17 protein-coding genes and 1 pseudogene are annotated in these 17,992 nt (G+C 64.8%); 8 read left to right on the top strand and 10 right to left on the bottom strand.

Translation table 11 applies throughout. From position 1 onward, the window contains the following. Positions 1-2: 2 nt before the first annotated feature. Together JJJ17_RS20350 and JJJ17_RS20355 are read right to left on the bottom strand one after the other, a co-directional pair. Positions 3-293: a MerR family DNA-binding protein gene (locus tag JJJ17_RS20350; protein WP_325168794.1), complete on the bottom strand. Its 291-nt coding sequence runs from the start codon at positions 291-293 to the stop codon at positions 3-5. Continuing rightward, a pseudogene (locus tag JJJ17_RS20355) lies at positions 285-436 on the bottom strand (MerR family DNA-binding transcriptional regulator); the annotation flags it as partial. The pseudogene JJJ17_RS20355 and the gene JJJ17_RS20350, both read right to left, overlap by 9 nt. 77 nt (positions 437-513) lie before the next feature. Here JJJ17_RS20355 and JJJ17_RS07500 point away from each other — a divergent pair. The 3 genes from JJJ17_RS07500 (at position 514) to JJJ17_RS07510 (ending at position 1,574) form a co-directional block, all read left to right on the top strand. Next, positions 514-900: a hypothetical protein gene (locus JJJ17_RS07500; protein WP_200685088.1), complete on the top strand. Its 387-nt coding sequence runs from the start codon at positions 514-516 to the stop codon at positions 898-900. Then, entirely contained in the window at positions 897-1,145 is a 249-nt protein-coding gene (locus tag JJJ17_RS07505) for a hypothetical protein (protein ID WP_200685089.1), read from the top strand. Before JJJ17_RS07500 ends, JJJ17_RS07505 begins: the two co-directional genes overlap by 4 nt. An 81-nt stretch (positions 1,146-1,226) precedes the next feature. Then, on the top strand, positions 1,227-1,574 hold the full coding sequence (locus tag JJJ17_RS07510) for a RidA family protein (RefSeq protein WP_200685090.1): 348 nt from the start codon (positions 1,227-1,229) through the stop codon (positions 1,572-1,574). A gap of 52 nt (positions 1,575-1,626) precedes the next feature. Here the strand turns inward: JJJ17_RS07510 and lpxB are convergent, their stop codons facing one another. The 8 genes from lpxB to JJJ17_RS07550 all read right to left on the bottom strand — a co-directional run bounded on the left by lpxB (position 1,627) and on the right by JJJ17_RS07550 (position 11,954). Then, positions 1,627-2,769: a lipid-A-disaccharide synthase gene (gene lpxB / locus JJJ17_RS07515; protein WP_200685091.1), complete on the bottom strand. Its 1,143-nt coding sequence runs from the start codon at positions 2,767-2,769 to the stop codon at positions 1,627-1,629. Between the two features lie 266 nt (positions 2,770-3,035). After that, complete coding sequence (locus JJJ17_RS07520; RefSeq protein ID WP_200685092.1) at positions 3,036-3,836, bottom strand: LpxI family protein; 801 nt, start codon at positions 3,834-3,836, stop codon at positions 3,036-3,038. Beyond that, a complete protein-coding gene (gene lpxA, locus JJJ17_RS07525) occupies positions 3,833-4,618 on the bottom strand; it encodes an acyl-ACP--UDP-N-acetylglucosamine O-acyltransferase (protein WP_200685093.1) in 786 nt (261 codons plus the stop codon). Before lpxA ends, JJJ17_RS07520 begins: the two co-directional genes overlap by 4 nt. Next, entirely contained in the window at positions 4,611-5,090 is a 480-nt protein-coding gene (fabZ, locus tag JJJ17_RS07530; RefSeq protein WP_200685094.1) for a 3-hydroxyacyl-ACP dehydratase FabZ, read from the bottom strand. Before fabZ ends, lpxA begins: the two co-directional genes overlap by 8 nt. A 61-nt stretch (positions 5,091-5,151) precedes the next feature. Continuing rightward, positions 5,152-7,293, bottom strand: coding sequence for a hypothetical protein (locus JJJ17_RS07535; RefSeq protein ID WP_200685752.1), 2,142 nt, complete (start codon positions 7,291-7,293; stop codon positions 5,152-5,154). Continuing rightward, positions 7,293-10,070 (bottom strand): DUF4159 domain-containing protein, encoded by a 2,778-nt coding sequence (locus JJJ17_RS07540; RefSeq protein ID WP_200685095.1) that lies wholly within the window; start codon positions 10,068-10,070, stop codon positions 7,293-7,295. The genes JJJ17_RS07535 and JJJ17_RS07540 overlap by 1 nt, the downstream gene beginning before the upstream one ends. After that, positions 10,070-10,939, bottom strand: a complete 870-nt coding sequence (locus tag JJJ17_RS07545) for a DUF58 domain-containing protein (protein WP_200685096.1) — start codon at positions 10,937-10,939, stop codon at positions 10,070-10,072. The genes JJJ17_RS07540 and JJJ17_RS07545 overlap by 1 nt, the downstream gene beginning before the upstream one ends. A 7-nt stretch (positions 10,940-10,946) precedes the next feature. Beyond that, the gene (locus JJJ17_RS07550; RefSeq protein ID WP_200685097.1) at positions 10,947-11,954 is read right to left on the bottom strand and encodes an AAA family ATPase; all 1,008 of its coding nucleotides are present in this window, start codon (positions 11,952-11,954) and stop codon (positions 10,947-10,949) included. A 63-nt stretch (positions 11,955-12,017) separates the two neighbouring features. On the opposite strand from JJJ17_RS07550, the gene JJJ17_RS07555 reads away from it, so the two are divergent. The 5 genes from JJJ17_RS07555 (at position 12,018) to ahcY (ending at position 17,991) form a co-directional block, all read left to right on the top strand. Beyond that, positions 12,018-12,563 (top strand): DUF1285 domain-containing protein, encoded by a 546-nt coding sequence (locus JJJ17_RS07555; protein WP_200685098.1) that lies wholly within the window; start codon positions 12,018-12,020, stop codon positions 12,561-12,563. Between the two features lie 8 nt (positions 12,564-12,571). Next, positions 12,572-13,327 carry a hydroxypyruvate isomerase family protein gene (locus JJJ17_RS07560; protein WP_200685099.1) on the top strand — a complete coding sequence of 252 codons (756 nt, stop codon included), beginning with the start codon at positions 12,572-12,574 and terminating at the stop codon, positions 13,325-13,327. A 359-nt stretch (positions 13,328-13,686) separates the two neighbouring features. Continuing rightward, complete coding sequence (gene typA / locus JJJ17_RS07565; RefSeq protein ID WP_200685100.1) at positions 13,687-15,507, top strand: translational GTPase TypA; 1,821 nt, start codon at positions 13,687-13,689, stop codon at positions 15,505-15,507. A gap of 306 nt (positions 15,508-15,813) precedes the next feature. Next, positions 15,814-16,449 (top strand): TetR/AcrR family transcriptional regulator, encoded by a 636-nt coding sequence (locus JJJ17_RS07570; RefSeq protein ID WP_200685101.1) that lies wholly within the window; start codon positions 15,814-15,816, stop codon positions 16,447-16,449. 150 nt (positions 16,450-16,599) lie between these two features. Further along, positions 16,600-17,991, top strand: a complete 1,392-nt coding sequence (gene ahcY / locus JJJ17_RS07575; protein ID WP_200685754.1) for an adenosylhomocysteinase — start codon at positions 16,600-16,602, stop codon at positions 17,989-17,991. Position 17,992: the final 1 nt, after the last annotated feature.

Genomic DNA, 17,992 nt, shown 5'->3' on the forward strand with positions numbered 1-17,992 from the left:
GGTCATCCGGGTCGCTCAGTGTCGGGCCGGGACAGATCGTGAAAGACGACACAATCGATGCCCGGACCTGAACAGCACGCCTCTTCGCAGCGCTCGACAAAGCGGTCCAGATCACGCTCTAACGCCTGTAACTCGGCCAGTTTCGTACGGATCTGGGACAGATGGGCCTTTGCCACCTCGCGCACCTCGGAACAATCGCGGTCAACGCTGATCGACAGGCTTGCCAGCAGCTTTACCTGTTCAATTGGAAAGCCGAAATCGCGGCAGCGGCGGATGAAGATCAGCCGTTCGATATCCGCCGCGTCGTAGAACCGCTGGCGCTGCGCCGGGGCGCGCGCAACAAGCCGATCTGTTCATAATATCGGATCGTCGGAGCCGAGACCCCGGCAGCCTTCGCCAGCGCCCCGATGCTGATCACGCCAGAGTGAACGCTCATCGCGATAATCCCGCCTTGCCCTTAAAGTTACTTGAAGGAGTAGCGTCATCCGGAACGTGCCGCAATGGAGAGTTGAAATGCCACTGACGCCCCCACCACTTGCCGAAACCTGCTGCACGCCCGGCACCACGCCTGTAGCGCCGGAAGCACCATCGCTTGAAATCGTCTGCACGCTGGGCGGAGCCGATTTTCGCAACCGTCTTTCGGGGATACGCGACCTTGCCGGGCGGGGTCTGCTGGATCACGAACGCAAGCCGTTGCGACTGCATCTGACCTATGACCGCGCCCTTCAGGCAGAGCTTCAGGCCATCGTCGACGACGAATCCGATTGTTGTCGCTTCCTTGACTTCGCGCTGACGGATGATGGCGTCGTCATCCACCTGACCATCACCGCACCCGAGGCGGCAGCGGTGGCCGCAGAGGAAATCTTTGACCATTTCGCCCCCGGATCGAGGCGGTCATGAAGACGAAATCGACATTCAAAGGCTTGCTCGCAGCAGGCGGGTTGGCCGCCTTGGCCTGTGCCGCCTGCTGCGCTCCGCTGATCGTCGCCTCGGTCACGGCCCTTCTGGCGGGTGGAGCGGGAATCGCGCTCTTTGGCACGGTCGGGCTGGTCGTGGTAGCGATGGCGGCACCGCTTCTTTACCTCTACCTGCGCCGCAGGCAGGCGCGGCGTTGCGGCTGTGGTGGCGATTGCCGGACACGCTGAGCATGGGACAACTTGCCCCCGCCCTGACCTGTCGCTAGCGTCCGCGCGATCCCGAATCCGACGCTTCTCAAGGAGAGAGACATGAGCGACATCAAACGCATCGAGACCGGCCCCCGGATGAGCCAGGCGGTCATCGCGAACGGCACCGTCTGGCTGGCCGGTCAGGTGGGCGAGCCGGGCACATCCGCCGCCGATCAGACCCGCCAGATCCTTGCCAATATCGACCGCCTTCTGGCCGAGGCCGGGACCGACAAGACGCGCATCGTCTCGGCCCAGGTCTGGCTGGCGAGCATGAGCGATTTCCCGGCGATGAACGAAGTCTGGGACGCATGGGCACCGCAGGGCCATACCCCGGCCCGCGCCACCGGCGAAAGCGCGCTGGCGACGCCGGATTATCTGGTCGAGATCATCGTGACCGCCGTTCTTTGACCCGCTGAAAGCCCGCTGCAAGGCGGGCTTTTTCGCTTGAAGCGATCCTGCGCTAACGGGCTGTAATCGCTGAAAGAACAGACCGTGCGGCACGCAGACCCGGCGCTTCGCCGCCTTTGCCCAGTCGCTGCATGGTCAGGTCCATTGCCTCAAGCTGGGCTTGCGGGTGATCCAGCACCTGCTTCAGCGCCTTGGCCAGCGGTTCGGGCTGGCAATCGCGGCCCAGAAACTCTGGCACGGCGCGGGTTTCGCTGACCAGATTGACCAGCGTTACCGTGTCGGTCTTGACCATCATCCCGATGATCCAGCGGCTAAGCGGGGCCATGTCGTAGCCGATCACCATCGGCACCCGGTTTGCCGCCAGTTCCAGACTGACCGTGCCCGATGCCGCAAGCGCCAGATCGGCGGCGGAGAAGGCGGCGCGTTTGTCGTCCTTGCCGTCGATGATCAGCGGAGGGGTGGGCCAGTCGGCCGTCATGCCGCGCAGGTCGTCCGCCAGCCACGGAACCGTCGGCAGCACAACCCGCATCTGCGGAACGTCCTGTTGCAGCAGGGCCAGAGCCTTGCCAAAGCGGTCTGCAAGACGTGTGATCTCGGACCGGCGCGAGCCCGGCAGGCACAGGATCAGCGGCGCGTCGGCGGGGATCGCATGGGTGGCGCGGAAGGCGGCGGCGTCTTCCGGTGAGGCTGTCGGCGCCGTCGCGATCGGGTGGCCGACGAAGTCGCAACTCATGCCTGCGGCTTGCATCAGCGGCGGCTCAAATGGCAGGATTGCCAGAACGTGATCAATGACTTGAGCCATCTTCTTCGCGCGGCCCGGACGCCATGCCCAGACCGAGGGGGCGACATAATGGATGGTGCGCAGGTCGGGGCGAGAGGCGCGGACAAGACGGGCGACGCGCAGGCAAAAATCGGGGCTGTCGATGGTGATCAGCGCGTCGGGGGCGGCAGAGATCACCGCCTCGGCAGTCTGGGCGATCCGGCGTTTCAGGTGGAAATATTTGGGCAAGACTTCCCAGATGCCCATGAGGCTGAGTTCCTCCATCGGGAACAGGCTCTGCAACCCTTCGGCCTGCATGGCGGGGCCGCCGATGCCTTCGAAGCTGGTATCGGGAACCAGTTCCTTCAGGCCCGCCATCAGCGCCGCGCCCAAGAGATCGCCAGAGGGTTCGCCCGCGATGAGGAAGAATTTCATGGTCCGGTTCCCGTGCTGGTCTGATCGAGACAAAGCAAAAATGGGGCGGAAAGGCCAGAGTGCGGCGCAACGGGGCGGGCGTTGCAATCGGTATTTTTGCAACGAAGAAATCGCGGGGTGGTTTTGGGTAGCAAATGCTGGGGATCTGGCTGCACAGGGGATGCACCGCGCGCGCACAGAGGATGCACAGGGCGTACACAGCTTGCGAACGGTGGGTGTTGCGCCCACCGTTTTGGTCATTATGCGGTTGGGTCAGTGAGGCGGCGTTAGCTGCGCGCCCAGAGAAAGATGCCGGCCTCGTCGGCGCGGCGGATGGCCTCGTCCTGATCGAGAAGGATCACGCCGCCTGCCTGCCATGCGATGCCCGCAAGGCCAGCCTCGGCGGTTTGCGTCACCGTATCGGGGCCGATCACCGGCAAATCGATGCGGCGGTCCTGACCGGGTTTTGGGGCTTTGTAGAACACCCCCTTCGCGCCGTTCAGATTGGGGCGAAGACCGGCATGGCGGCCCGCGAAATCCAGCATCGCCTGCGTTCCCGGCAGGGTTTCCAGCGCAAGGCACAGGCCCTGCGCCACCACCACGCCCTGCCCCAGATCCAGCCCGCCCGTCGCCTCCAGCAGCGCCGCGCCGCGCGCAGCATCGCGTTTGTCGTGGTCCGAGGGCTGGCCGGTCAAGATGCCTTCGCCGGGGACTAGGGGTGCCGCGATCTCTTCGACACTGACGATGGTGAGGCCATGTTCCTCGAACACGTCCAGCACGATCCGCAGCGCCGCGTCATCGCCCGATTGCATCGCCATCAGGATGCGCGGGACAAGCTGGGCGGTGCGGGGGTCGAAGGCTTCGGGGTCCAGACGCGGGCGGCGGATCGCGCCCGCAAAAACCACGCGGTCGACGCCGTGATCCACCAGATCGTCCAGAAACGGCACCAGACGCTCCAGCCGGAAGGGCTGCACATCGATGCCTTCGGGGGCATAGCCGTCTAGCGCATAAACCAGCGGCTGATCCAGCAGCGACACCACGGCAGGCGCAAGCCTGCCCTGCCCGGCGATAACGGCAATCCGGCTCATTGTTTCATCGTCAGGAAAGAGCGATCCGAGGGACCGAGGATAAAGTCCAGCACGTCACGTTCCATCGCTGAAACCTCTTCTTCCGCGCGCGTCCGGGCACCTTCGCGGAACGAGGTCTGCGACAGGTTCGACAGCAGGTCGCGCAGCGCGGCAATATCGGCGCGGGTGGCGCCGCGACGTTTCAGGCCGACAAGGTTCAGCCCGTCCAGATGGCCGCGCGGCCCCTGCACCAGCCCGTAGGGAATGACATCGGCGGTGACCATGCAAACCGCGCCGATCATTGCACCGCGCCCGATGCGGACCCATTGATGCACGCCCGACAGACCGCCGACGATCACGTCATCCTCCAGCACGCAATGGCCCGCGACCGAGGCGTTGTTAACCAGAATGACCCGGTTGCCGATCTGGCAATCATGGGCGACATGCGCCCCCGCCATGAACAGGCCGTCATCGCCGACGCGGGTGACGCCGCCGCCACCCTCGGTCCCCGGATTCATCGTGACATATTCGCGGATGCGGTTGCGCGCGCCGATTTCCAGCCGCACATCCTCGCCCTTGAATTTCAGATCCTGCGGCACCTCGCCGATCGAGGCGAAGGGGAAGATCACCGTCCCCGGCCCCACGGATGTATCGCCGGTGATCGCCACATGCGATTTCAGCACCACCCCATCGGCCAGCCGGACCTGCGGGCCGACGACGCAGAACGGCCCGATCTCGACACCCGCGCCGATCTGCGCGCCGTCCTCGATCACCGCCGTCGGGTGGATGCGGGCATCACTCATCTTCTTTCAGCGCCATCATCGCGGTGAATTCAGCCGAGGCGCAAAGCTGGCCATCGACCATCGCCTTGCCCTCGAATTTCCAGATCTTGCCGCCGCCGCGGATCGCCGTGCAATGCAGTTCCAGCACGTCGCCCGGCACGACCATCCGGCGGAACTTGCATTTGTCGATGCCCATGAAATAGGTCAGCATCGGCTGATCGATGATGTTCATGCTGATGCCGACGACGATGGCCGAGGTCTGCGCCATCGCCTCGACGATCATCACGCCGGGCATGACCGGCTGATCGGGGAAATGGCCTTCGAAATGCGGCTCGTTCGCGGTGACGTTCTTGATGCCGACGCCGCTTTTGAACGGCACGATATCGCGGACCTTGTCGATCAGCAGGAACGGATAACGATGCGGGATGATCCGCTTGATCAGCGACAGGTCGGTCTCGGTATAAGGTGCGGGATTGCGCGTCTGGTCAGCCATTTGCGGTCCTTCGGGAACGTTTTATCCGGGTTAGCAACGCCGCCCCCGCTTGGCAAGCAGATCAAGCCCTTGCGTCATCCGGGCCCGCCTGCCCCGGCAAGCGACCGCCACCCGTTCTGCCGCCGCGCCCCTCGCGCAGCCAGCCGATCAGGATCAGCCCCGAGATCAGCAAAAGCCAGCCCCAGCCGGGCAGCAGCGGGCGGCGCTGAAGGCCGGTCACGGTCGCTGCCTCACGCGGGGTGATGCCGATCCAGTCCTGCGCCACGCCCCGGCCATGGGCGGTGCGGCCCTCGGCCACCTGCCGCAAATCCGGGATACCGTCCGACAGGTTCAGCACTGCGCCGCCGGTCGCCTCGACCAGAGGGGCCAGATGCTCGCCGGTCGCCACGGTCTGCTCGAACTCTTTCGGCGCACTTGGGCCAAGCGCCACGACCCGGCGCAGATCGCCGTCCTGAAGGCGGTAAAGCCCCGGTTCAGGTGCGGACCAGTCGGCGGCGAAACGGCCCGGCGCGGTCTGCGACAAAGGCACTTCTTCGGTTTCGCCATCGGGCCGGGTGATGAGCAGCGGACCGGCGCGGTCCTGCATGGTGCGGCGGGTGAAGCGCACGTTCAGCCCGTCGCTGACATCGGCCTGCAACGCCTCTTCCTCAAGCTCGGGTTCTTCCATCGACCAATGGGCGATGCGGCGCAGCAGTTCCAGTTGCGGGCCGCCGCCCTCAAAACCCCTGCCCCACAGCCATGCCTGATCCGAGGTCAAAAGCGCCACCCGCCCCTTGCCGCGACGGCTGAGCATCAGCAGGGGTGCATCCTCGGCCCCGGTCATCACCACCTCGGCGTCGGGATTTGGCGTCGATTGGACGACGCGCAGCCAGCGGCCCCAGTCATCGCCGCCTTCGCCCTCGGGCGCGGGTGCGCCGGGCAGATCGGCGGTCACCGGATGCTTGCGGCCGTCATCGGTCAGTTCAGGCGTGAAGGGCTGATCGATCACCCGGCCCGTGGGGCGGGCGGGCAGGATCGCGCCCAGAGGCGAGAGGTTAAGGCTTTCGACGCTGGCCATTTCCGGCCCCGCCGCCACAAGGATCGCGCCGCCCTGTTCGACATAGCGGGCGATGTTGAGATAGTAATCGGGCGGCAGGATGCCCTGATTTCGGTAGCGGTCGAAGATGATCAGATCGAAATCGTCGATCCGCTCCATGAACAGTTCCTGCGTCGGAAAGGCGATCAGCGCCAGTTCGTTCACCGGCACGCCGTCGAATTTGTCGGGCGGGCGCAGGATGGTGAAGTGGATCAGATCGACCGCCGCGTCGGATTTCAGCAGGTTGCGCCAGGTCCGTTCGCCCGCATGCGGCTCGCCCGAGACCAGCAGCACCCGCAGCCGGTCGCGGACACCGTTGATGCTGATCGCGGCGCTGTTGTTGCGGTCGGTCAACTCGCCGCCTTCGGGCGCGTCAAAGCCGATCTGCACGACGTTCTGGCCCGCATGGTTCAGCGTCACCGGCAGTTCCAGCGGCGTGCCGACCGGCACCTGCACCTGACGTTCGTTCTCACCATCAAGGCTGAGGCGCAGGTTCGCCTGTTTCGGCAAATCTTCGGGAACCGCGCCCTGATCCTCGACCCGCAGGCGGATCATCACCTGTTGATCGATCAGGCCAAAGGCGGGCGCTTCCTCGATCACCAGACGACGGTCCCAATCCTCGGCGCGACCGCTGAGCAGCACATGGAACGGGGCCGGGATGGTTTCGGGCAGCATCGCCTGATCGTGGATCTGGCCGTCGGTCACGGCGATCACTCCGGCAAGGCGGCTGTCGGGTTCGGCGGCAAGGGCGCGCGAAATCTCGGTCGCCAGAAGCGTGCCGTCATCGGCGTCGCCCACGGTCACGCGGCGCAGTTCGGTATCGGGCAAGGCGGCAAGACGCTGGCCCAGATCGTCGATGGCGGCATCGGTCTGCGCCTCGCGCCCCGGCAGAGACTGGCTGGCCGAGCGGTCGTCCAGCAGGATCACGATATCGGACAGCCGCGCCCGGCTGCCCAGTTCCAGCGCCGGTCCGGCAAGCGCCGCCGCCGCCGCCAGTCCGGCCAGACCGCGCCACGCCCAGCCACGCAGGCCACGCCACAGCGCAAAGCCCGCAATCGCCAGCGCCAGCCCGGCCAGCAACGCAATCGCCCACCACGGCAAGGCGGGATCGAAACGCAGATCGGTCATCATGGGCCAAGCTCCTCTTCGACGCGAAGCCGGTCGAGCAAGGCGGGCACATGGACCTGATCGGATTTGTAGTTGCCGGTCAGCACATACATGATCAGGTTGACGCCAAAGCGATAGGCCATCTCGCGCTGCTGTTCGCCGTCAAAGCCGGTGCCCATCGGGAAGGCCGGATAGCCGTTCTGATCGACCGCCCAGGCCTCGGCCCAGCTATTGCCGCCGATGATCACCGGGCTGACGCCGTCGTTCAATTGCCGGAAGGGCATGCCGTCCTGCAATTCGGCATCGGCGGGCGGAGCTTCGGCCCAGACCGGGTTGCCATGCCAGCGACCGGGGAAATCTTCGAGCAGATAGAAGGTGCGGGTCAGGACGTGATCGTCGGGCAGCGGTGCCAGTGGCGGAATGTCCAACGGCGCAGCCAGATCGCGCAAGGATTGCGACATATCGGGGCCGCCGACACCGGTCAGATCGCCGTCGCGGGTGTCGAACAGGATCATCCCGCCCGAGCGCAGGAAATGGTTCAGCCGCAGATAGGCCTGCGGCGACGGCGGCGCCTGCGTGTCGGTGATCGGCCAGTAAAGGAAGGTCAGCATCGACAGATCGTCATTATCCGGGTCGATCGCCACCGGCTCGCCCGGCTCGACCGAGCTGCGCTGGCGCAGGATACGGGACAGCCCCTCAAGCCCCTCACGCGAGGTTTCGTCGATCCTGTCGTCCCCGGTCAACACATAGGCCAGCGCGACCTCATCGGCGGCGCGGATCAGTTCGGGGTTGATCTCCTGCGCCAAGGCGCTGTCGGGTCGCAGCGCCAGCATCGCCAGCAGCACCGCCCCCGCCGCCGCACCACCACCGCCGCGACGCCAGCGCCCGCCGCCCGCCGCGACCAGCGCCGAACCAAGCACATCCAGAACCAGCAGCGCCGCCGCCGCTGCCAGCAGCAGCCCCTTCAGATCGCGGCCCGGCAGCACCTGCGCCGATTGCACCTGCGCGCCCGGCCAGCTTGCCAGCCGGAATTCGGTCCCCGCATTCAGCGCCACCCGCCGTTCCTCGGCCGCATAGATGCCCGCAGGACGATCCGGCCCCGGCCCCTTGGCCATATCCGCCGCCGGGACAGGTGCCAGCCCCTCGGCCGGATGTTCGCGGCCAAAACCGTCCAACACCATTTCCGCATTCCAGAACGGCGTCTCACGGCTGTCGGCGCGCTCCTGCGACGGCGTCACCCGGGCGGTCGCCACCAGCCGGTTCAGCATCTCGACGAACAGACCCGACAGGGGCAGGTTCGACCATTCGGCATTGGCGGTGACATGGAACAGCACCACCTGCCCTTCGCCCAGCCGCTCACGGGTGACCAAAGGCGTATTGTCGCTGAGCGAGGCCATGGTCCGCCCCGCAAGATCGGGCGAGGGTTGCGCCATAAGCTGCGCCCGGACCGCGACCTCTTCGGGGGCGGTCAAACCGGCGAAAACGCCATCTGCGGCAAAGGGCGCAAGCCCGCGCGGATCGCCCCATGACAGCGCGCCGCCGATATCGCGGCCCCCCTGACGCAGGGCGACGGGGATCAGCGGCTCGTCCACCAGTTCCTCATCGGCAGCCATGCGCGGCCCGGCGAAGCGGATCAAAAGCCCGCCCTGATCGACCCATTCGGCCAGTTCGCCGACCTCGGGCATATCGACCTGATCGACGACGATGATCGCATCGGGGGCACTGTCCAGCACATCGCCCAAGCCCCCCTCGACCACGTCCGAGGTCGGGCCAAGCGCGCTGCGCAGATAGTGAAGCTGCGACAGAAGCTGTTGCCCCTCGGCCTGCCGGTCGGGATCGCCGACCAGCCCGACCTTGCGCCGCTTGATCCGTTCATCGGCCAGCACCACCGCGCCCGCATGCGATTCGCCCTCGATCTGGAAGCGGCTGATGCGGTTGCGCAATTCGGGCGGAAGATCGATCTGCGCCGGGCTGCGGGTGACGCCGTCCTGCGTCGCCCCCTCTGTCGGTTCCAGCCGCGCCAGTTCCCGCTCGATCCCCTGTGGATCGGGGCCGATGGCAAGGATCGCGGGGGGATGCGCATCGCTGGCGGTCAGGGTCAGCACCGGCGTATCGCCCGCCTGCAGGGTCAGCGCGCGCAGCGGATGCCCCTGCGCCACGACCGAGACCGGCCCGCGCGAGGTCAGCTCGGCCAGCCATTCGGGCCGGTTCGCATGTTCCATCCCGTCGCTGAGCCACAGGGTCTGCAACTCTCCCGCAGGCTGATTGGCCAGGGCGGCGGCGGGGTTTTCAGGCAGGGTCGGCGACCACGACACCGGCGCGGCGGCGCGCAGCCCGGCCAGCAGGCTGTCGGCTGCGGCAAATTCCAAGGCTCCCGCCTGCGCCTGCCCGTCCGCGATCAGCAAGGCGGCGGGCCGTCCGGCAGCAGCCGCGTCCGAGAGGGCACGTTCGGCCCGGCTTTGGCGGCTGGCCCAGTCGGGGGCGGCGGCCCAGCCCGCATCCATGACGATCAGCATCGGCCCGCTGCCCTGCCGCTCGATCACCGGCTTCCAGACCGGACCGGAGAAGGCGAGGATCAGCGCCGCAATCGCCAGCATGCGGATCAGCAGCAGCCACCACGGCGTCCGCTGCGCCAGGGGCATCCGGTCCAGCAATCCGCGCAGCAGCGCGACCCCCGGAAACAGCACCTGCTTTGGCGCGGGTGGCATGGCGCGCAGGATCACCCACAGCACCGGCAGCGCGGCCAGTGCCGTCAGGATCCATGGCAGCGCAAAGCCAAGGGGGCCAAGAACCAGCATCAGCCCCCCAGAACCTGATACAGCCAGCTTAGCGCATGGGCGGGCGGATGGTCGGTGCGGTGATGGCCGAAATACCAACCCGCGCCCTGCGCCTGCGCCGTCAGCCAGTCGCGCCGCTGTGCCAGCCGCATCAGATACGCGTCGCGCAGGCCAGCGGCATCGCGGCTGTCATGGCGCATGTTGCCGGAAAGCGAGCGGAAATCGACCGCGCCGCTATAGGGAAATTCCTCCTCGTCGGGGTCCAGCACCTGCAACAGCACGCCTCGCACCCCAAGCGCGGTGGCGCGCGACAGCAATGCCGCCACCCAATCGGTCTCGGTCAGGAAATCCGAGATGATGACCAGCCGCTGATTGGTCCTGACCGCCTCGGCCGAGGGGGCGTCGTCATCGGTATCGACTGGAATCAGGCCGGTCAGACCTTCGGCCATGCGGTCCACCTGCCGCCGCCCGGTCCGCGCCGGACGGCCCAGCAGGCCGACCTTTTCCCCCCCGCGCAGCAGCACCATCGCCAAGGCCAGCGCCAAAAGCTGTGCCCGCTGACCTTTCGGCAGGCGTTCGGGGTCGCCGCTATAATCCATCCCCTGCCCGCGCGAGACCCAGATGCCGACGGATTGCGCCGTCTGCGCCTCGCGGTCGCGCACAAACTCGACATCCGAACGGGCCGAGCGCCGCCAGTCGATATTGCGGGCAGATTCGCCCGGCTCGGCGGCGCGGTATTGCCAGAAATCCTCGCCCGCCCCGGCCCGGCGCATGCCATGCGCGCCCGGTGCGACCAGACGCGACAGCCGCTCGGCCGACAGGATCAGGCCCGGAAGATGGGCGCTGGCAGCCTGTGCGCGGGCGCGAAGTTCCGCGGGACTTAGCGACAAGATGCCCTCACGCGGCCTGTTGACGGTTCAGCCGCGCATCAAGCACGCGGCCAATGACCTGATCGACCGTCTCGCCACGCGCAAGCGCCGCGAAGGACAGCGCCATCCGGTGACGCAGCACCGGCGCGGCCATCACCTCGACATCTTCCAGCGTCGGCGCGAAACGCCCGTTCAGCACGGCGCGCGCCCGCGTCACCAGCATCAGCGCCTGCGCCGCACGCGGCCCCGGCCCCCAGACCAGCGACTCGGCGATGAAGGGCAAAGCCTCGGCGGCACCGGGGCGGCTGGCGCGGACCAGATCGAGAATCGCCTCGACCACCACTTCGCCGACCGGCATCCGGCGGATCAGTTGCTGCGCCGCGATCAGCGCCTCGGCGGTGAAGGCGGTGTGGGACTGCCGGTCCTCGATCCCGGTCGTGGTCAGCAGGATGTCACGTTCGGTCTCGCGGTCGGGGTAATCGACGTCGATCTGCAACAGGAAGCGGTCAAGCTGCGCCTCGGGCAGCGGATAGGTGCCCTCTTGCTCGATCGGGTTTTGCGTCGCCAGCACATGGAACGGGCGGCCCAGCGGGCGGTGCTGGCCGCTGATCGTCACTTCGCGTTCCTGCATCGCCTGCAGCAGCGCCGATTGCGTGCGCGGGCTGGCGCGGTTGATCTCGTCAGCCATCAGAAGCTGGGTGAAGACCGGGCCTTCGATGAACCGAAAGGCGCGGCTGCCATCGGCCAGCACGTCCAGCACCTCTGAGCCAAGGATATCGGCGGGCATCAGGTCGGGCGTGAACTGGATCCGCTGGCTTCCAAGACCAAGGACCGTGGACAGCGTATCGACCAGCATCGTCTTGCCCAGACCGGGCTGACCGACCAGCAGCGCATGGCCCCCGGACAGAATCGCCGCCAGCACCTGTTCAACCACCGCATGCTGCCCAACGAAGCGCCGCTCGATGCTGGTGCGGGCCTCGGTCAGCGTTTTTCCAAGCTGTTCGACCTCTGGCACCAGATTTTCATCCGAAGTCATGACAATGCCCTTCTCCTGCTCTAGACCTACCATAGGGAGTTTGAGGAAAGGCGACCACAGCGAATGGCACAGGACAGTGACAAAAGCGTGAGTGCCGAGGGCATTGCCGCCGCAGCCAGCAAGGCCTCGAAAAAAGGCGGGTTGCCGCCGGTGCATTTGTGGAACCCGCCCTTCTGCGGCGATCTGGATATGGAGATTCGCGCCGACGGGACCTGGTTCTATGAGGGCACACCGATCGGGCGGCCTGCCATGGTGCGGCTGTTTTCCACGATTCTGAAGCGCGAAGGCGACGATTACTTCCTTGTCACCCCGGCCGAGAAGGTCGGCATCCGCGTGAAGGACGCGCCTTTCGTGGCGACCGATGCCGATATTCTGAAAGACAAGATCACCTTCACCACCAATGTCGGCGATCAGGTGACGGCGGATGCCGAGCATCCGATCATCATTCGCGGCGACGCCAAGGAACCCCGCCCCTATATCCATGTCCGCGCCGGGCTTGAGGCATTGATCGACCGCAAGACCTTCTACCGGCTGGCGGCGGCGGCGGATGAAGAGGACGGGCGCACCGGCGTCCGCTCGGGCGGGCAGTTCTTCCCGCTGGAAGTCTGAGCCCAATCATGCCGCGCTTTGCCGCCAACCTGACCACCATGTTCACCGAGCTGCCCCTGCTTGACCGCTTTTCGGCGGCGGCGGATGCAGGCTTTCAGGGGATCGAGATCCTCTATCCCTACGACATCGCCGCGCGAGAGCTGCATCTGGCGGCAGCGGCGGCAGGGTTGCAGATGGTGCTGCTGAACTGCCCCCCGCCGAACTGGTCAGGCGGGCCGCGTGGTTTTGCCGCGCAGCCGGGGATGGAGACGCGGTTTCGCACCGATTTTGACCGGGCTTTGCGATTTGCACAGGCTTTGCGCGCGCGCCACATCCATGTGATGACCGGCAAGACCGACAGTCCCGACGCGCAACGGGTTCTGGTCGAGAACCTTCGCTGGGCCTGCGAACGGGCGCCACATGCCAGCCTGACCATCAAGCCCGGCTCTCGCAGCGGACCGCGCGGCTTTCCGGTCACCGATTACGATATGGCGGCGGATATTGTCGAACAGGTGGGCATGCTGAATCTGGGGCTGCAACTTGATACCTATCTGGCGCAGCAGATCGAAGGTGATGCGTTGCAGACATGGCGGCGCCACGCCACGCTGATCCGGCATGTGCAGATCGCCAGCTATCCCGACCGGGATGAGCCGCAGCCGGGAAAGATGAACTTTCCCGCCTTTTACGACGAACTTGACGAATGGGGTTACAAGGGCTGGATCAGCGCCTTTTATGACCCCGCCCGGCGCACCGATGCGGGTCTTGGCTGGTTGCCCAGAACGTAAACCGCCCGCCGTTTCCATCAGTTATCAAGGAACTCGGTGCAGCCTGATCCCGTTCTGTCCGCATCACAGCCCGACGGATCGGCAGACAGCCCGACGCCATCGGCCCCAAGGGAGAAGAAACATGAACTCGATCATCTATATCGTCGGCCTTGTCGTCATCGTCCTGTTCATCCTGTCCTTCCTCGGCCTGCGCTGAGCTTTCTGCGCGCGAAAGGATAGATCGGGGCTGTCGGTGCAAGCAGGATTGTCTGTGCCGACGGTTCGGATAATGCAGATGCCGTTGCGGCGGCGATGCGAATTCCGTCTGGTCATTCAGCCGCGTTTTCGTTAGGGCGACCGCGAAAGCATAAAGGTCACCCATGGATATCCGCAACATCGCAATCATTGCCCACGTCGACCACGGCAAAACCACGCTGGTCGACCAGTTGCTGCGGCAATCGGGGTCGTTCCGCGAGAACCAGGCCGTGGCGGAACGCGCCATGGACAGCAACGACATCGAACGCGAACGTGGCATCACCATTCTGGCGAAGGCAACTTCGGTCGAATGGAAAGGCACCCGCATCAATATCGTCGACACCCCCGGCCACGCCGATTTCGGTGGCGAGGTGGAACGCATCCTGTCGATGGTCGATGGCGTCTGCCTGCTGGTCGATGCCGCCGAAGGCCCGATGCCGCAGACGAAATTCGTCACCTCGAAAGCGTTGGCGCTTGGGCTGCGCCCGATCGTCGTGCTGAACAAGGTGGACAAGCCCGCAGCCGAACCCGACAACGCCCTGAACGACGTGTTCGATCTTTTCGCCAATCTGGGCGCGAATGACGAACAGCTTGATTTCCCGCATCTTTATGCGTCGGGGATCGGTGGCTGGGCCGATGAGACGCTGGACGGCGACCGCAAGGATATGTCGGCGCTTTTCGACATGGTGCTGAAGCATGTTCAGCCGCCGAAGCAGATCGCGCGTCAGGGCGAGCCGTTTCAGATGCTGGCGACCACGCTTGGCTCGGACAACTTCCTTGGGCGTCTGCTGACCGGCCGGGTCGAGGCTGGCCGCGTCAAGGCAGGCGATACCGTGAAAGCGCTGAGCCGCGATGGCGATCGGATCGAACAGTTCCGGGTCTCGAAGGTTCTGGCCTTCCGCGGTCTGACCCAGCAGCCGATCGACGAAGCCGTTGCAGGCGACATCGTCACGCTGGCCGGGATGGCCAAGGCGACCGTCGCCGACACCATTGCCGCGCTTGAGGTCGATACCGCCCTGCCCTCGCAGCCGATCGATCCGCCGACCATCAGTGTCACCTTTGGCATCAATGATTCGCCGCTTGCCGGTCGCGACGGCAGCAAGGTCCAGTCGCGGGTGATCCGCGAGCGGCTGATGAAAGAGGCCGAATCGAACGTTGCCATCAAGGTCGAGGATACGCCGGGCGGCGACGCCTTTATCGTCTCGGGCCGGGGCGAATTGCAGATGGGCGTGCTGATCGAGAACATGCGCCGCGAAGGGTTCGAGCTGTCGATCTCGCGCCCGCGGGTGATCTTCCGCGAGGAAGACGGCCAGCGGCTTGAGCCGGTCGAGGAAGTCATCGTCGATGTCGATGACGACTATACCGGCGTGGTGATCGAGAAGCTGACCGGCGACCGCAAGGGCGAGATGGTCGATATGCGCCCGGCAGGTCACGGAAAGACCCGGATCGTCGCTCATGTCCCCTCGCGCGGCCTGATCGGCTATCATGGCGAGTTCATGACCGACACCCGTGGCAACGGCGTGCTGAACCGGATCTTCCACGGCTGGACCCCTTACAAGGGCAGCATTCAGGGTCGCCGACAGGGCGTCCTGATCTCGATGGAAGACGGAGTTTCAGTGGCTTACGCGCTGTGGAACCTTGAAGAGCGTGGCAAGATGTTCATCGGCGCGCAGGAACAGATCTATCAGGGCATCATCATCGGCGAGCATAGCCGCGACAATGATCTTGAGGTGAATCCGCTGAAGGGCAAGAAGCTGACCAACGTTCGCGCCTCGGGCACGGATGAAGCGGTCCGGCTGACGCCGCCGGTGCGGATGTCGCTGGAAGAGGCTATCGCATATATCAACGACGATGAACTGGTCGAGGTGACGCCGAAGAATATCCGGCTGCGCAAACGGTATCTGGACCCGCATGAACGCAAGCGTCAGGCGCGCGCGGAAGGCTGACCGAAAAAGCCGGAACTGACCATATGTGAGCTTCGCCAATCCCGATCTACGTGCTAGCCTTACCTTAGGTAAACAGTCGTAGATCGGGCCTTCATATGGCTTGCGTGTTTCTGGCAATGATCGGAACTGAAAACGGGCGATTCAATGCGCCTGCAATCAGCGGCTTTTCACACAGCAAGACTTTGGTAAGCTTCAAGAGTCGTCCCGGCTCTTGTGGCAATGGCAACTGCCCTGAAATGCGCCGGACGATTGTATCATTGCTATCGTTTTGCCATGGATCGGGTGGTGGGATTGGACAGGCATGAAATGAGCAGACACGACCGGATCATGGAAGGCATGGGCCTGCACGGTCGGGCTATCGTCACAGCGCTTGATGTAATGGCCGAAACGCGCAGCGCGCGTCCCAGTATGGACGAAATCTGCGAGCGTATGGGCGTCGGCGCCGAGGATTTGCGGGGAATCTTCGCTGATGAGCATTCCCTGCTAGTCGCGGTGGCGGAACAGGCGCTGGTCAGGCTGATCGACGCGACGACGCGGGCGATCGTGAAAGTCGAACAGGACGACCCTATCGGTCAGTTTCTGGCGCTTGGCGATGTCTATATGGAATGGGCGGCGCAATATCCGACCCAGTTCCGGCTGGTGACGGATAACAGTCTGGTGGACGGCTATGAGGTTCCCGAACTGCGGCGTTACATCGATTCGCTGTCCGAGCTGATGATCCGTACCCTGTCGCGTGCGCAGGACCGTGGCGATCTGCCCGCGACCGCGGATATTCCAAAGCTGGTTCTGACCACGCGGATCTTTTGCCACGGGCTGGCGCGGATGTTGATCGATGGGCGGCTTCATGCCATGCAGCCGGACGCTTCGGCGCTGCAACTCGCCAAGTCGATCATGCGCGACACCGTGCGTCATTTTACCCTTCCGGCGGGGCGGGCAGCCTGATATTCGGCATCACGCCAGATGCGGGGCGGCCTTATGCCGCCGCCCCCGTTCAAGCATGACGTGCAAACCGAAATCCGCATTTTCACTTTCGGTTGCTAGGGGATTGAGATATCCCCGGCACGACTGCGGATGAACGAAAGACGGGACAACGTGACCGATTACATCATCAAAGATATTGCGCTTGCCGACTTCGGTCGCAAAGAGCTGGACATTGCCGAAACCGAAATGCCGGGCCTGATGGCGCTGCGCGAAGAATACGGCACCTCGAAGCCGCTGGCTGGCGCGCGCATCGCAGGCAGTCTGCACATGACCATCCAGACCGCCGTGCTGATCGAGACGCTGACCGCGCTTGGCGCCGATGTCCGCTGGGCGTCCTGCAACATCTATTCGACCCAGGACCACGCCGCCGCCGCCATCGCCAAGGCAGGCGTGCCGGTCTTTGCCATCAAGGGCGAGACGCTGGCCGAATACTGGTCCTATACCGACCAGATTTTCCGCTTCCCCGATGGCACCGCCAATTTGATTCTGGACGATGGCGGCGATGCAACGCTCTATATCCTGCTGGGCGCGCGGGTCGAAGCGGGCGAGACTGACCTGATCGCCACGCCCACCAGCGAAGAGGAAGAGGCGCTGTTTGCGCAAATCAAGCAGCGTCTGGCCGAAAGCCCCGGCTGGTTCACCGAACAGCGTGACGCCATTCAGGGCGTGTCCGAGGAAACCACGACAGGCGTTCACCGTCTTTACGATCTGCACAAGAACGGCCTGCTGCCCTTCCCCGCGATCAACGTGAACGACAGCGTCACCAAGTCGAAATTCGACAACAAATACGGCTGCAAGGAATCGCTGGTCGATGGCATCCGCCGTGCAACCGACGTGATGATGGCCGGCAAGGTCGCCGTCGTCTGCGGCTATGGCGATGTGGGCAAGGGCTCTGCCGCCTCGCTTCGCGGCGCAGGCGCGCGGGTGAAGGTGACCGAGGTCGATCCGATCTGCGCGCTGCAAGCGGCGATGGACGGCTATGAGGTGGTCGTGCTGGAGGATGTGGTGGATAGCGCCGATATCTTCATCACCACCACCGGCAACAAGGACGTGATCCGGCTGGACCACATGCGGGCGATGAAGGACATGGCCATCGTCGGCAATATCGGCCATTTCGACAACGAAATTCAGGTCGCCCAGCTGAAGAACCACAAATGGACCAACATCAAGGATCAGGTGGATATGATCGAGATGCCCTCGGGCAATCGGATCATCCTGCTGTCGCAGGGCCGTCTGCTGAACCTTGGTAACGCGACCGGCCATCCGTCCTTCGTGATGTCGGCCAGCTTCACCAATCAGGTGTTGGCGCAGATCGAGCTGTGGACCAAGGGCGACGAATACCAGCCCGGCGTTTACATCCTGCCCAAGGCGCTGGACGAAAAGGTCGCGCGTCTGCATCTGGACAAGATCGGCGTGAAGCTGACCCAATTGTCGTCCGAGCAAGCCGCCTATATCGGCGTCACGCCAGAAGGTCCGTTCAAATCTGACCATTACCGGTATTGAT

The organism is Paracoccus caeni, from assembly GCF_016629665.1.
Classification (GTDB): domain Bacteria; phylum Pseudomonadota; class Alphaproteobacteria; order Rhodobacterales; family Rhodobacteraceae; genus Paracoccus; species Paracoccus caeni.